This is a genomic window from Kiloniella majae (assembly GCF_002118315.1).
Classification (GTDB): Bacteria; Pseudomonadota; Alphaproteobacteria; order Kiloniellales; family Kiloniellaceae; genus Kiloniella; species Kiloniella majae.
Genome location: NZ_MTSZ01000004.1, coordinates 257,485 through 270,793, shown reverse-complemented (window position 1 = coordinate 270,793; position 13,309 = coordinate 257,485). Strand labels below are relative to the sequence as shown.

12 protein-coding genes are annotated in these 13,309 nt (G+C 46.4%); 5 read left to right on the top strand and 7 right to left on the bottom strand.

The window, feature by feature from the left end:
- Positions 1-2 precede the first annotated feature (2 nt).
- Positions 3-1,352, top strand: a complete 1,350-nt coding sequence (astB, locus tag BKB51_RS14120) for an N-succinylarginine dihydrolase (RefSeq protein ID WP_085901736.1) — start codon at positions 3-5, stop codon at positions 1,350-1,352.
- A gap of 118 nt (positions 1,353-1,470) precedes the next feature.
- Here astB and BKB51_RS14115 read toward each other — a convergent pair whose 3' ends face one another.
- The gene (locus tag BKB51_RS14115) at positions 1,471-2,772 is read right to left on the bottom strand and encodes an SAM-dependent methyltransferase (protein WP_085901735.1); all 1,302 of its coding nucleotides are present in this window, start codon (positions 2,770-2,772) and stop codon (positions 1,471-1,473) included.
- A 324-nt stretch (positions 2,773-3,096) separates the two neighbouring features.
- On the opposite strand from BKB51_RS14115, the gene BKB51_RS14110 reads away from it, so the two are divergent.
- The 3 genes from BKB51_RS14110 to folD all read left to right on the top strand — a co-directional run bounded on the left by BKB51_RS14110 (position 3,097) and on the right by folD (position 5,211).
- The gene (locus tag BKB51_RS14110; protein WP_085901734.1) at positions 3,097-3,396 is read left to right on the top strand and encodes a YggT family protein; all 300 of its coding nucleotides are present in this window, start codon (positions 3,097-3,099) and stop codon (positions 3,394-3,396) included.
- A gap of 41 nt (positions 3,397-3,437) precedes the next feature.
- Positions 3,438-4,073 (top strand): bifunctional nicotinamidase/pyrazinamidase, encoded by a 636-nt coding sequence (pncA, locus tag BKB51_RS14105; RefSeq protein ID WP_085901733.1) that lies wholly within the window; start codon positions 3,438-3,440, stop codon positions 4,071-4,073.
- Positions 4,074-4,311: 238 nt separating this feature from the next.
- Positions 4,312-5,211, top strand: coding sequence for a bifunctional methylenetetrahydrofolate dehydrogenase/methenyltetrahydrofolate cyclohydrolase FolD (folD, locus tag BKB51_RS14100; RefSeq protein WP_085901732.1), 900 nt, complete (start codon positions 4,312-4,314; stop codon positions 5,209-5,211).
- 123 nt (positions 5,212-5,334) lie between these two features.
- On the opposite strand, the gene BKB51_RS14095 is transcribed toward folD, so the two are convergent.
- From BKB51_RS14095 to BKB51_RS14075, 5 genes are all read right to left on the bottom strand, one after another.
- Positions 5,335-5,619: a DUF3253 domain-containing protein gene (locus BKB51_RS14095; RefSeq protein ID WP_085901731.1), complete on the bottom strand. Its 285-nt coding sequence runs from the start codon at positions 5,617-5,619 to the stop codon at positions 5,335-5,337.
- 135 nt (positions 5,620-5,754) lie between these two features.
- A complete protein-coding gene (gene tam, locus BKB51_RS14090) occupies positions 5,755-6,534 on the bottom strand; it encodes a trans-aconitate 2-methyltransferase (protein WP_085901730.1) in 780 nt (259 codons plus the stop codon).
- Between the two features lie 67 nt (positions 6,535-6,601).
- On the bottom strand, positions 6,602-7,804 hold the full coding sequence (locus tag BKB51_RS14085; protein ID WP_085901729.1) for an argininosuccinate synthase: 1,203 nt from the start codon (positions 7,802-7,804) through the stop codon (positions 6,602-6,604).
- A 167-nt stretch (positions 7,805-7,971) separates the two neighbouring features.
- Positions 7,972-10,125, bottom strand: coding sequence for a 2Fe-2S iron-sulfur cluster-binding protein (locus BKB51_RS14080; RefSeq protein WP_085901728.1), 2,154 nt, complete (start codon positions 10,123-10,125; stop codon positions 7,972-7,974).
- Between the two features lie 104 nt (positions 10,126-10,229).
- A complete protein-coding gene (locus tag BKB51_RS14075) occupies positions 10,230-10,844 on the bottom strand; it encodes a glutathione S-transferase family protein (RefSeq protein WP_085901727.1) in 615 nt (204 codons plus the stop codon).
- A 151-nt stretch (positions 10,845-10,995) separates the two neighbouring features.
- On the opposite strand from BKB51_RS14075, the gene BKB51_RS14070 reads away from it, so the two are divergent.
- Positions 10,996-11,898, top strand: coding sequence for a LysR family transcriptional regulator (locus BKB51_RS14070; protein WP_158090238.1), 903 nt, complete (start codon positions 10,996-10,998; stop codon positions 11,896-11,898).
- Here BKB51_RS14070 and BKB51_RS14065 read toward each other — a convergent pair.
- Positions 11,895-13,262: a DUF3179 domain-containing protein gene (locus tag BKB51_RS14065; RefSeq protein WP_085901725.1), complete on the bottom strand. Its 1,368-nt coding sequence runs from the start codon at positions 13,260-13,262 to the stop codon at positions 11,895-11,897. The two genes, BKB51_RS14070 and BKB51_RS14065, sit on opposite strands and share 4 nt — an antisense overlap.
- Between the last annotated feature and the right edge of the window lie 47 nt (positions 13,263-13,309).

Genomic DNA, 13,309 nt, shown 5'->3' with positions numbered 1-13,309 from the left:
CAATGACCTATTACGAGGTTAACTTTGACGGCCTTGTCGGCCCGACACACAACTTTGCAGGTCTTTCCTATGGCAACATAGCATCCGATAAGTCAGCCAAAGGAACTTCAAGCCCTAAAGGTGCCGCCTTGCAAGGGCTGGAGAAAATGAAAGCCTTGGCAGATATGGGCATGAAGCAGGGGGTTTTACCGCCACAGGAACGCCCTCACCTGCCAACCCTTCGCGGCTTGGGTTACAGTGGGAACGAAAGTGATATCCTCACGAAAGCGGCAGAGGAAAACCTGGCTCTCTTTGCCGGAACATGCTCTGCCTCTTCAATGTGGGTTGCCAATGCGGGAACAGTATCTCCGCGTCCGGATACAAAGGACGGCAGAACACATTTCACCCCGGCAAACCTGATCTCCATGTTTCATCGCTCTATTGAGCATCCGACAACAGGGCGTACGCTACAGACGATCTTTGCCGATGAGAGCCGCTTTGCTCATCACCCTGCCCTACACGGCAGCCACCATTTCGGGGATGAAGGTGCTGCAAACCACACACGCTTTTGTGCCAACTATGGTGATCCCGGCGTAGAATTCTTCGTTTATGGTGTCGAAGCCCTGCGTAAAGATGCACCGGGTCCGAAAAAATTCCCGGCTCGGCAAACGCTAGAAGCCTGTCAGGCCGTTGCCCGTCTTCATGGCCTGACCGAAGATCGGGTTGTTTATGCACAACAGAACCCCGACGTGATTGATCAGGGTGTCTTCCACAACGACGTAATCTCGGTTGGTAACGGACGTGTTCTGTTCCATCACGAAAAGGCCTTCCTGAATACTGATGATGTCAAGAAAGAGTTGAACAGGAAGCTCCCGAACGGTGACATGATTTTTGTCGAGGTTCCCGATAATCAGGTATCTGTTGAAGATGCTGTGCAAAGTTATCTCTTCAACAGCCAGCTGATTTCCCCTTCGGGCAGTGGCAGTAACTCTATGACACTGATCGCGCCTATTGAGTGTCAGGAAAATCCCAGGGTCAAAAAATACCTGGAAGATCTTGTTCAGCAGGGTGGTGCCATCAGTAATGTTGAGTTCTTCAATCTTCGCCAATCCATGAAAAATGGTGGCGGCCCAGCATGCCTTAGACTGCGTGTTGTCCTCAGTAACGACGACTTAAGCAATCTGGGCGCACGTGTCCTGCTTGATGATGCCCTTTATGAAGACCTCAAGACGTGGGTCTCAAAACACTATCGGGATGAACTTTCACCTGATGACATCAAAGATCCAGCACTTTTCTATGAAGTTCGGACGGCTCTACAAGAGCTAACCGACATTCTAAATCTTGGAAAGCTATACGATTTCCAGCGGGCTTAGGTCGGATTCCCGTCCTGACTTAAGCTTCTTTTATCCCGAGTGATCATCGTATCACTCGGGATCTTTTTTGACTCTTCGAGTCATACTTAATTCCAAGATTAGTCTTTTTCTAACCGGGTTAATCTCGATAAAGATCAGATCGTGTTGGCGGAATTCCGGAAAGCCCCTTGGTTCTTTTAGTGGCGACGGTCTGGAAGATATTCAGAGTTCCTCGCGTGAAGGCTAACGATACACCAGTGAGGTAAAGTACCCAGAGGCGATAACGCTCTTCGCCAGCTTCCGCAATCGCTTCTTCTTTTCGTTCAGTCAAGCGACGCGCCCACAGCTCAGTTGTTCTGGCGTAATGCTCGCGCCATGCTTCGACGTCATGGACCTCAAAACCATGTGCTTCAAGATTTCTCGCGGTCATACCTATATGATCAACTTCCGCGCCCGGAAAAATATATTTGAGCATAGAGTTATATTCAGGGCGCTTTCGATTGAATTTCGCATCACTTGTTTTTCCTCTGCGGGTAATCGCATGATGCAGATAAATTCCGCGTGGTTCCAACAGACGATTTACGGTCAGATAGTATTCTCGATGATTTTCTATCCCCACATGTTCAAACATGCCAATGGACGAAATTTTATCAAAAGTTCCCTCTAACAGACGAAAATCCTTGAGCTCGACCGAGACTTTATCTTCAAGTCCCTTCTCTTTAATACGCTGCTGTGCCAGCGCCAACTGTTCTTCGGACAGAGTAACCCCGACAGCGGTGACGCCAAAGTTTTCAGCCGCATGGCAGATCAACGCGCCCCATCCACACCCGATATCCAGCAAACGATCCCCTGGTTTCAGACGCAGCTTACGACAGATCATGTCCAGCTTGTCGTGCTGTGCCTGTGCAAGATCATTGGCCCAGTCCGTAAAATACCCACAGGTATAAACCATCTCGGGATCAAGAAAGAGCTCATAAAATCTATTCGATACGTCATAGTGATAGGCAATATCGTTTTGTTTGCTTCCTCGACCAGACGTCTCGCCTTGCCCGTCCAACTGAACGTTTTGTTGTTCCGTTCGTGCGAAAAGAAGTGGAAAGAGATTTCGTAATAATAAGCTTTTATTCAGGCTCTTGATGAGTTTTTTGGTTTTGCCCTTTGGACGTCGCTCAGCCAGATCAAAAAGCGTGCCGCCGCGAATATCCAATCCCCCAGAAAGATAAAGATCAATAACCGTCTTTAACTTTGGGCGCCGGAGCAATCTGGTTAAAACCATCCTGTCAGTCAGCGCTAACCGCAGATTGTTCTTTTCATCATCAGAAGGGGGAATAAGAGAGCCATCCCAAAGCTGAAAAGAGAAATCTAACCCCAGCTTTTCATGGAGATGCGAAAGTGCTTTTCTAACACCCTCTAACGAACGGTCCTGCCCCATAACAGACATCACTAATCCTTTGATAAATCAAACAAGATTTCACCGCACTCAACCATCAGCTTACCCAAGCAAAATAGGCAACGCAAATATTCTGTCAGGGACAGATCAATTATCTCAAGACCTGTTTCAAAGATGACACGACAAGGCGCCAAAGGCCTCCATCTACTTGTAATTTTGTTGACCCAATCCTATTTAGCTGCAAAAGAAGCGTACGATTTAACACGTAAAAAATCCCGAGGTGATAGCTTGGCTTGAATCCCTTGGAACAGCTATGTAGTCTGTTCTGAATTCAATATTGCCAGCAACCTCCCAACCAATTGAGATGTGTTTACGATGGATATTATTCTGGGACCTTTGATCACTGTACTTGTTATTGCACTCGATCTCTTTAAATGGGCCGTTATTATCTCGGCTATTCTGAGCTGGCTCGTTGCTTTCAACGTGATCAATACCCATAACCAGTTTGTCAGCATGGTCGGGGAGTTCCTCTGGCGTTTAACCGAGCCTGCACTTCGCCCGATCAGAAGCATAATCCCTAGTATCGGTGGTATGGACTTGTCCCCGATCGTTCTTTTGCTGATCATCATATTCTTACAGAATGTGCTGATTAACCTTCGCATCAGCTTTGCGTAAAACAGCTTAAATCTGACTTTTAACAAAGAAGGTATCGCACTATGTCCCATTCTCTCGATTTGAGCAGCCGCGATGCCCTCTTGATCATCGACCTTCAAAACGATTTCTGTACCGGGGGAGCATTGGCGGTCCCAGAGGGAGAAGCCATTGTCCCTGTGGTAAACAAGCTGATTGAACGCTTCCCCCACGCGCTTGCAACACAAGACTGGCACCCCGAGGGACATTTGTCTTTTGCTTCATCCCACGAAGAACAAGCTCCATACGGCACAGTCAAACTCAGTTATGGCGAACAAGTTCTCTGGCCTGATCATTGTGTTCAGGGAGAGAACGGATCTACCCTGCATAAAGATCTCAATAAAAATGCGCTAGAACTGATCCTGCGCAAAGGATTTCGCAAAGAAATCGATTCCTACTCTGCCTTTTACGAAAACGACAAAACCACATCGACTGGCCTCACCGGATATTTAAAAGAACGCGAGATAGAACGAGTCTTCCTTTGTGGCCTTGCAACTGACTTTTGTGTGTACTATTCAGCAATAGACGCCATCAAGCAGGGGTTCGAGACCTTTGTAATTGCTGATGCCTGCCGAGCAATTGATCTGGATGGATCACTGGCTAAGGCCATGACGCACATGCGGGAATCCGGCGTTGAAATCCTGAGCTCTGACGAGCTTTAACCGGATTATCCGATCAGGCAATTCACGATTCAAAACAGAAAGCCCATCTTGGCTTGCGATAAGTCATTGCATCGCCAGACTTAAAGCCATAAAACCACGAAAACAGAAGTCAAGAATACCTGTGCTATACCCTCACTCAAGCTGGGTTTTGTTTGGCTTTGACACTGATATCTGATGACAAAGAGATCAATCGATCCCTGCTATCAATCGGCACAGGGATCAATCAAGGAGACCTATGATGTCCACTGCGACAATTATTGATGGCAGAAAATTTTCAGCGACCCTTCGTGGCCGTATTGCAGAAGAAGTTACCCGCCTGAAAAACGATCACAATCTAACACCCGGTCTTGCCGTTGTTCTGGTTGGTGAAGACCCTGCCAGCCAGGTTTATGTTCGCAGTAAAGGCAAACAGACCCTTGAAGCAGGCATGAATTCTTACGAACACAAAATGTCCGCGGAAACAACTCAGGAAGAGCTTTTGGCGAAAGTAGAAGAGCTCAACAACGATCCTGCTGTTCACGGTATTCTTGTTCAGTTGCCTGTTCCTGATCATATTGATGACCACGCAATCATTAATGCCATTGATCCAAACAAAGACGTTGATGGCTTCCACGTGATCAACTCTGGCCGTTTGGCAACTGGCGCACGTGGCGCAAGCGCGCCAATGGTTCCTTGTACCCCACTTGGTTCTATCATGTTGTTGAAAGATCATCTTGGTGACCTTTCTGGTAAAACAGCCGTTGTTGTTGGTCGTTCCAACATCGTTGGCAAGCCAATGGCCCAGCTTCTGCTACAGGAAAGCTGCACCGTGACCATCGCGCACAGCCGCACCAAAGATCTAGCAGACGTTGTTCGTCAGGCTGACATTGTTGTTGCCGCTGTTGGACGCCCTGAGATGGTCAAAGGTGACTGGATCAAATCTGGTGCGACCGTTATCGACGTTGGGATCAATCGCATTGAAGTTGATGGCAAAAACAAACTCGTTGGTGATGTCGCAACAGCTGAAGCGATGGAACATGCTGGTGCAATTACACCGGTTCCAGGTGGCGTTGGTCCGATGACAATTGCCTGTCTTCTTGCAAACACACTGACCGCTGCAAGTCGCCAAAACGGATTGAAAGAGCCAAACCTTCTCTAAGGTTTCGCTGTGAAATAGCCATAAAAAAAGCCCGGTACTGAGTTTCAGTTCCGGGCTTTTTATTTATTATCTTCGTCGGCGCTAAAAAAGCTCAAGCCAAACACAGCATGTTAAATCTTGCTCTTAAGCAATCACAAGCTTGAACAGCCCCTTGATCGGTGCCTTCGGATCAGCCACTTCGCCTTTGCGAATAATATTGATCCGGCCCGTGCGCGCCAGATGCAGAGCCTGCTGACGTACTGCAGGCAGATACTTGCGCCATGCATCAGGGCGATCTTCTTTCTTTGCACGAGGCTTGTAGTAAGCGCGCGCAAGAGCATCAGGGCTAACTGCGTTTTCAGCCCCATAGAGTTCCCCAAGGATAAAAATCGCAATCGGGTCGTCAGTTTTTTTCTTCTCGTCGCTCATATCAATCTCTCTTCATAAGAATGGCGCCTTCACTAACGTGAATCTCACCCGGGAGCAATGACAATCTGCACACGCCTTTGCCTAGCAGCTTTGCGGTTAAGGCATGGGATTAAGCCATGGAATTAAGATAGCTTATCAAAGTTTCCTTTGGGCAACGATAAATAATCGCGGAAAAGTCAGAAGAACGCGACCATCCCTGAGCGGCCTATAAGCCTGTTTAATCTTGTCTAGATATTGTTCCAGATAAGCTTGCCTTTCCTGGTCATTGAGGGGATCGAGGAAAGGTCTGAGACCCGTTGATTTAACCCAGTCAACAATAGCACTTGCATCAGTAAGAACATGCTCATAACTGGTGCGCCAGATATCAATAACTTCGGATTGATCGGCAAGCCAATTATAATAATCCGCACTGCTTCCGATGGTTTCTCTCGATTTTACCGCTTCCGACAGTTTCTCTGCCCACGGCCCTTCCGACGCTGTTTCCCGCATCAGAGCATGAGTTGGCTCGGATAGGTTATCCGGCATCTGTACAGCAAGGATTCCACCAGTATTGAGGCACTGCATCAAACGAGGAAACAAATCGCTATGCCCGGTTACCCACTGAAGCGAAGCATTGGCAAAAATAACATCTGCTTTTTCTTCCGGCTTCCAGGTCGCGATATCATCAAGAGAAAACGTAACATCAGGTAATCTCTTTCTTGCTTCATCGAGCATTTTTGGTGAAGAATCCACGCCAGAAATAACGGTAGACGGAAACCTTGCCTGCAAAAGCTCTGTTGAATTACCGGGACCACAGCCAAGATCAATAACCTTCTTTGGCTGATCAATGGCTACCCTGTTTAGTAACTCATAAGCTGGACGTGTCCTAAGGTCTTCAAACTGAAGATACTGATCTGTGTTCCAGTCGGTTTTCAAAATATTTCTCCCAAAAACAAAAAGCCCCGCAATCGCAGGGCTTTTTAGTCAAAAATCTATCATGAAATTATCTTTGTTTATTTAGCAGCTTCAACCGCAGGGCATTCAGCTTGATAAAGCCTTCTGCATCACGTTGATCATAAACTGTATCTTCTTCAAAGGTTACATGTTCAAGGCTATAGAGTGACTTTGCAGACTCACGCCCGGTAACGATCGCATTACCTTTGTAGAGAGACAAACGTACATTACCTTCGACATGCTCCTGTGACTTATCGATCATAGCCTGTAGCATTTCACGCTCTGGACTGAACCAGAAACCGTTATAGATAAGTTCGGCATATTTCGGCATCAGTTCGTCTTTTAGATGCATCGCGCCACGATCAAGCGTAATTGATTCGATCGCACGGTGTGCGGCCAGAAGAATTGTTCCGCCAGGTGTTTCGTAGATACCGCGAGATTTCATGCCAACAAAACGGCCTTCAACAAGGTCAAGACGTCCGATACCATTTGCACCACCAAGTTCATTCAACTTGGTAAGGATTTCAGCAGGGGACATTTTTTGACCATTGATTCCAACGGCGTCACCTTTTTTGAATTCAATGGTGATCTCAGTTGCTTCGTCCGGCGCATCCATTGGCGAAACAATACGCTGATAAACATGTTCACCCGGGGCGATCCAAGGATCTTCCATTTCCTTACCTTCTGAAGACGTATGCAGAAGGTTGGCATCAACAGAAAACGGTGCTTCGCCACGCTTGTCTTTTGCGATCGGAATTTGATGCTTTTCAGCAAAATCGATCAGCTTGGTACGAGATGTCAGATCCCATTCGCGCCAAGGGGCGATAACCTTGATATCCGGGTTAAGCGCGTAACAGCTTAGCTCAAAACGAACCTGATCGTTTCCTTTACCCGTTGCGCCATGAGCAACAGCATCTGCACCTGTTTCTTCAGCTATCTCAATCAAACGCTTGGAAATCAACGGACGTGCGATTGAGGTCCCCAAAAGGTAAACGCCTTCGTAAACAGCGTTGGCACGGAACATCGGGAAGACAAAATCGCTGACAAACTCTTCGCGCACATCTTCGATATAGATATCTTTAACGCCACAAGCTTCAGCTTTCTTTCGCGCTGGCTCCAGTTCTTCGCCTTGACCAAGGTCCGCTGTGAAAGTCACAACTTCGCAATTATAAGTTTCCTGAAGCCATTTCAGAATAACTGAAGTATCAAGTCCGCCTGAATAGGCAAGTACGACTTTTTTGATATCGCCCATAAGAGTTCACGCCTCTGCAAATAGTGGCCATGCCGCAAGAAGGCATAAGTGCCGTTTTTCGGTAAATCTGCCGGGAGTATAGGTAAATCCTGATCCAGAGCAAGTATTGTCCGCAGGAATTACAGTGAAAAATGCAATTATTTTACCTAATCAAATTAGTCTATTTGCTAGAGATCCAACACCACTTCACTATCGTCATCAGAATACCCCACCGGCTTTTGTGGCACAGCAGAACATAAAAGGACTTCATCGTCTGCAATTTCTGCTGAATAACCTTTCGGATAACTGACAGCACCAGATTTCAGCTTCGTCACACAAGCTCCACAATTCCCGGATCGACAGGAAAAGTCAGGAGATATGCCGTTTTCTTCGGCCAATTGTAACAGGCTTCCCTTTTCAGGACACCATTCTGCCATTTGATCTGTCACCGCAAACCGAACCATCACTGGTTCTTGAGGAAGATCGCCTTGATCTGCCATTTCCAGGCTGCCGCTATTTTCTGCTGTACCCGTCTTTAACCCCGTCGAAGATTTAAGCACCATTGAAGGACCAAAAGTCTCATAGCGAATACGTTCCTCTCGCACACCCAACACACTGAGAACCTCATAGAGAGATTGCATAAATTTCTGAGGGCCACAGAGATAAAAATCGTAATCATCAAGAGATAGATGCTCTCTCAATAAATTTAAATCAACACGCCCTTGGGCTTGAAAACCTTTACCCAAAACATCAGAAGATCCCGGCTGAGAATAAGCATTATATACATCAAAGCAGTCAAACCATATCGACAGGGCATTCGTATATTTTCCAAAGGCATGATCAGTTCCATTTCGTGCTCCATGGATGAAATGGATTTTACGCCCACGAGGAATTTTTTTCTCCTGTTCCAATAAAGCTTCAGCCATGGCCATCATTGGCGTCACACCGACACCGCCAGAGAGAAAAACTACAGGACGCGTACTTTCCTTATCCAGATAAAAATCACCGCGCGGCGCTTGCGCTTCAATGATATCTCCGGGCTTCATGTGATCATGGAAATGCCGGGAAACCAATCCAGCTTCTTCGCGCTTGATTGAAAGGCGATAATAACGACCGTTAAAAGCATTCGAGATTGTATAGGTCCTTCTTACTTCTTTATCTTCTTCCTTGGATGGACCGCACGGCACATTGATCCGGATCGGTAAATATTGGCCCGGCTCATAGTCAGCCAGTGCCTTTTTATCTTCCGGGACAAGGTAAAAGGATGAAATGCTTTCGCTTTCTTTCTCTATCTTAGCAACCACATAACGCCGCCATGCATTCCGATCCTTTGAAGTAGAGAGTACCTCTTCCGCTTCTTCCCAAGTACCCGTTAGATCAAGAGAAGGGGAATAGCTCTCAAATTTCCAGGCCGTCGGCAGGCCCTTTTCAACAAGCCGTACTTCTTCCACCTTGATCTCGACAAGACGTTGAGCGTCGGCAAATGCCCTTACTTCGGGACCATCCCAGATAACTTCAGCCTGCCCTGTGATATAGAGAAGATCACCCGTTTCAAAATCGGGAACCAGTATCCCTGCTTTTGGATAAACCTCTATATTTCCGAGAGTATTAAAGTGGTTATTTCCCGAAAAATCTGGAAACAACAACCTCTCCTCATCAACGACTTTCAGAAATCCGGGCTTGCCGCCACGATGAGACACATCCACACCAAACCGATGATCACTGTTATCCGGGAAATACGCTGACGCGATAAAAAAAGTATCCGCTTTGCCAATTATCCCTTTAGCGGTCTTACTCAAGCTCTCAGAAAGATTTCCCGAATTCTGCCCAATCGTTTGTAGGACTTTTGAGTTTGATTTTTCATCATCGACAGGCATACGTGCTTGAATATATTGCGGACAGTTGCCAAAGCTCTGATCAACCTTAACAGAAAATCCCTTTCGATCTGTTCGGCCCTGCACTTTACCTGCCAGACGGTTTCGACGTCGCGTATGGAATTCAATGCCTAAAAAACCCAACGGAGATCCGATTTCCAAATTTCCTGACAGGGGATCACCCGGTAAAGGTGCGTTATCAATAACCAGCGTTTCTCGATCAGGTGAAGTGATAAAGCCAGATTGACCAATAATCATTGATGCCCATGGGCGCCCCTTTTGGTCCAATGATCCAACAACAATTTGTGGCAGCTGCCCATAAAATTCACGATGTTGGTCCGGTAAAAAATTGCGAACAAATTTAGGGGCGTAGTGATGAACATTCTCCAGAACACCCAAGCGTCGCTGAACCGCCAACTCTCCTTCGTGAAAAGGTGTTGTTTCGGGATCAAAAAAGGATGTGCTCATAGCTGAACTCCTTATTCGTTCTTATTTTCTTGGCAGAATGGGCAGAATGGAAAGAGAACTCTGAATCAGTCACTTATGTTCAGAGTTCTCATATAAACCTTTGATTAGGCCGCATCATTCAAAGGTGTTTTTTGCATACCAACAAAATTTGGCAGAGCTTCAATTCTGGAAATCCAGGATTGGATATTTGGATAGGGATCAAGGACAACACCACCTTCAGGAGCGTGAGCGATATAGGTATAAGCAGCAACATCCGCAATACTTACCTTCTCGCCAATCAAATAACTTTGTCCATCAAGGATCTTGTCCATTGTTTCAAAGAGCGCTGTCGCACGAGTTTTCGCAACATCATGATCAAGATTTGCCCCAAATACAGTTACCAACCGCGCCGAAGCGGGACCAGCTGCAATCGGGCCAGCTGCGATAGAAAGCCATCCCTGAATGGCAGCTTCGTCTTGTGCAGAACCCAAGCTCCAGGCCTCACCACCATACGTTCGGGCAAGATAAACAAGGATGCCATTAGAATCCCACAAAACAACACCGTTATCATCTAGAACGGGAACCTGCCCAAAGGGATGCATTTTCAAAAAATCTGCATCTTTATGAGCACCAGCCATCAAATCCACGTCAACTAACTCATACTCAAGATCCAGCAAAGAGAGAAACAGTTCAACCCGATGCGCATGACCGGAAAGTGCATGGCGATATAATTTAATCATACTTCTAATCCTTAGAGGCTTAAATCAAAATTGGAGTCATTCGCTTGAGAAACGGAGAGGTATCCGTCCTTCTGAAAATAAGATAATTCACTAGATATCCATTTACTATCCATACATAATGAACATAATTATAAACAAAATAGATATAATTATGGATACACTTGAGAGTATGCGTGTTTTCGCCGCAGTCGTGGAACACGGTAGTTTCACTGCAGCTTCAAAAAAGCTGGGTATTTCAACAATGCTTGCCAGCAAGCATGTAAAAAGGCTCGAAGAAAAAATAGAAGCACGTCTGCTTAACCGCACAACACGTAAAGTAAGCGTCACAGAAATCGGACAAGCCTATTATGATCGATGCCTGTTAATCATCGAACAAACCGATGAATTGCATGATCTCGTAAGCGAGCAAACCGATACCATAAAGGGACATCTTCGTGTTACTGCTCCCAGAGTCCTGGGTGAAGAAATCGTTGTCGATTGTGCCAATGATTTCATGAAACTTCACCCCGAAGTTACTATGGATTTAAGGCTGGAAGAAAGAACCGTAGATATCATTCAAGAAGGGATTGATGTCGCGGTAAGATTGGGTGCTCTCAACGATAGCAGCTTAATTGCCCGACACCTCGCTAAATACAAATATCTGCTTTGTGCGACCCCTGATTATCTAAAAGAACGGGGAACACCAACACACCCTAATCAGTTAATCGATCACGATTGTATTCTTGGATCAACCATAAGTCCGACAAATCAATTGGACTTTATTGTCGATGGAAAAAAGACGGCGCTAACCATCAAACCCCGTGCACGTGTAAACGCCGCACAACCAATAAGGAAAATGACCTTAGAAGGTCACGGTATTGGTATGTGTTTAATTTCTACAGTCAAAGAAGATCTTACCGCAGGTCGCCTTGTGCGTGTCCTTGAGGGATTTGAAGCTTATGACAGGAGCGCCTATGTGATCTATCCACATCGACGGCACCTTGCTCCGCGGGTGAAGGCCTTTGTTGATCATGTTGCCTTGCACTTCAAAAGATCCGACAAGGTCGAACACTAATCGGCAAAGGCCCCGGACTGGCTATAATTGTTCCAGGCAAACCAGTAAGAAATATGTCCCGGCAAGCGTTTCAGTTTATGACCATCGTCAGAAACCAGTGCATCCTCCGTAATCTCCCAACTGCCGCTATCGCCTTCAAGATAATCTGCTTTTCCAGACAGAGAAAAAGCTTCTCCATTCCCGGCGTAGGCCCGAACCGTTCTGGTCTTCCCATTCCCGATCAAGATAACCTTTTGCCCACCAAAGTTATCCTGAATAACGTGGCCATCGCGAAATTTCGAGAGCGGCCAAGCCTGCTCTTTGCCTTGTAAACGAAGAACAAAAACATAGGATTTTGCCGCATTTTCACTTTGATCTACCAAAGCCGGAAACATGAGCTCCGGTGAGGCAAAATACTCTCTGTAAGCCACACCGGATCCATAGTCTCTTCGATAACCTGTATCTATATCCAGAACTGTTGTTTTTGGATGATGAGCTTTCCATTGTTCCCAGCTTGTAATGGTCACGGGCCGGGTTTTAAGCTCCAGATCTGTTCCCGTTAAAGTTCCGACAACGGGACGCCCGGTAAACTGGTTCCACAGAGAATGTGTTCGCCTGTCAAACATAAGCTTGTTTGAACGATAAAGAAAACCAGATGACCCAAAAATCATCGGTTCTTTTCCGTCTCCAAGATCGGTTTCGTACAAAATACCCGACCCACAAAGTGTACAGTAAGCCAAGGCAACGGGAACTCCCCCAATGACATCATTGAACATTTCATGCCAGTTCATAATGCGTAACGGATAAGCTCTGGTATCACCATTAATGGAAATGCCAAATACCAGATCATCATTGCGCATATAGTCGGCTTTTGTCGCGGGAATCATTCCTGGATTATCCAGCGACGGAATACCGTCCTTATGTACACCACCCCATGCTATTTCCTCTAAACGAATAGAATGACGTACGCCCGGATAAAGAAAATCTGCAAAATTCGGATCGATCAGTTGGGTCACAAGGGCCTTGAATACATCAAAGCCGTCAAAGGGCTTAATCTCGGGGTGTTCTTCCTGCCAAAGCATCCAATCGCCCCAACTCTGATCCGGCTGCCCCGTCAAGGAAACCAGTGTAGATCTAAGTTGAGTGCTATTGGGTTGAAAACGAAGCGCTTGTATCAAAGCAGGAACGACATCTGTCTTCCCTCGTTGTTCGAAAATCGCAAGATTTTTATCCCGATCTTCACGACTACCCACCACAACCTGCAGGCTCTGTTCAACAAGAAGAGGGGAATGTTGAACACTCTGAGCCTGAAGGTGCAGTGGCAACACACAGAGGAACATAGACAACAGTAGGGCAAAAACCCTTCGTGTAGAAATAAAGACCATAATATCCTCGCGACCTTCGAACACTCTCAAGGTAAGCAGAGATCATT

What these genes read in the sequence shown, in the direction of transcription:
- astB (WP_085901736.1), top strand. Translation starts at nt 3, where the DNA reads ATGACCTATTACGAGGTTAACTTTGACGGCCTTGTCGGCCCGACACAC.
- BKB51_RS14115 (WP_085901735.1), bottom strand. Translation starts at nt 2,772, where the DNA reads ATGTCTGTTATGGGGCAGGACCGTTCGTTAGAGGGTGTTAGAAAAGCA.
- BKB51_RS14110 (WP_085901734.1), top strand. Translation starts at nt 3,097, where the DNA reads ATGGATATTATTCTGGGACCTTTGATCACTGTACTTGTTATTGCACTC.
- pncA (WP_085901733.1), top strand. Translation starts at nt 3,438, where the DNA reads ATGTCCCATTCTCTCGATTTGAGCAGCCGCGATGCCCTCTTGATCATC.
- folD (WP_085901732.1), top strand. Translation starts at nt 4,312, where the DNA reads ATGTCCACTGCGACAATTATTGATGGCAGAAAATTTTCAGCGACCCTT.
- BKB51_RS14095 (WP_085901731.1), bottom strand. Translation starts at nt 5,619, where the DNA reads ATGAGCGACGAGAAGAAAAAAACTGACGACCCGATTGCGATTTTTATC.
- BKB51_RS14085 (WP_085901729.1), bottom strand. Translation starts at nt 7,804, where the DNA reads ATGGGCGATATCAAAAAAGTCGTACTTGCCTATTCAGGCGGACTTGAT.
- BKB51_RS14080 (WP_085901728.1), bottom strand. Translation starts at nt 10,125, where the DNA reads ATGAGCACATCCTTTTTTGATCCCGAAACAACACCTTTTCACGAAGGA.
- BKB51_RS14075 (WP_085901727.1), bottom strand. Translation starts at nt 10,844, where the DNA reads ATGATTAAATTATATCGCCATGCACTTTCCGGTCATGCGCATCGGGTT.
- BKB51_RS14070 (WP_158090238.1), top strand. Translation starts at nt 10,996, where the DNA reads ATGGATACACTTGAGAGTATGCGTGTTTTCGCCGCAGTCGTGGAACAC.
- BKB51_RS14065 (WP_085901725.1), bottom strand. Translation starts at nt 13,262, where the DNA reads ATGGTCTTTATTTCTACACGAAGGGTTTTTGCCCTACTGTTGTCTATG.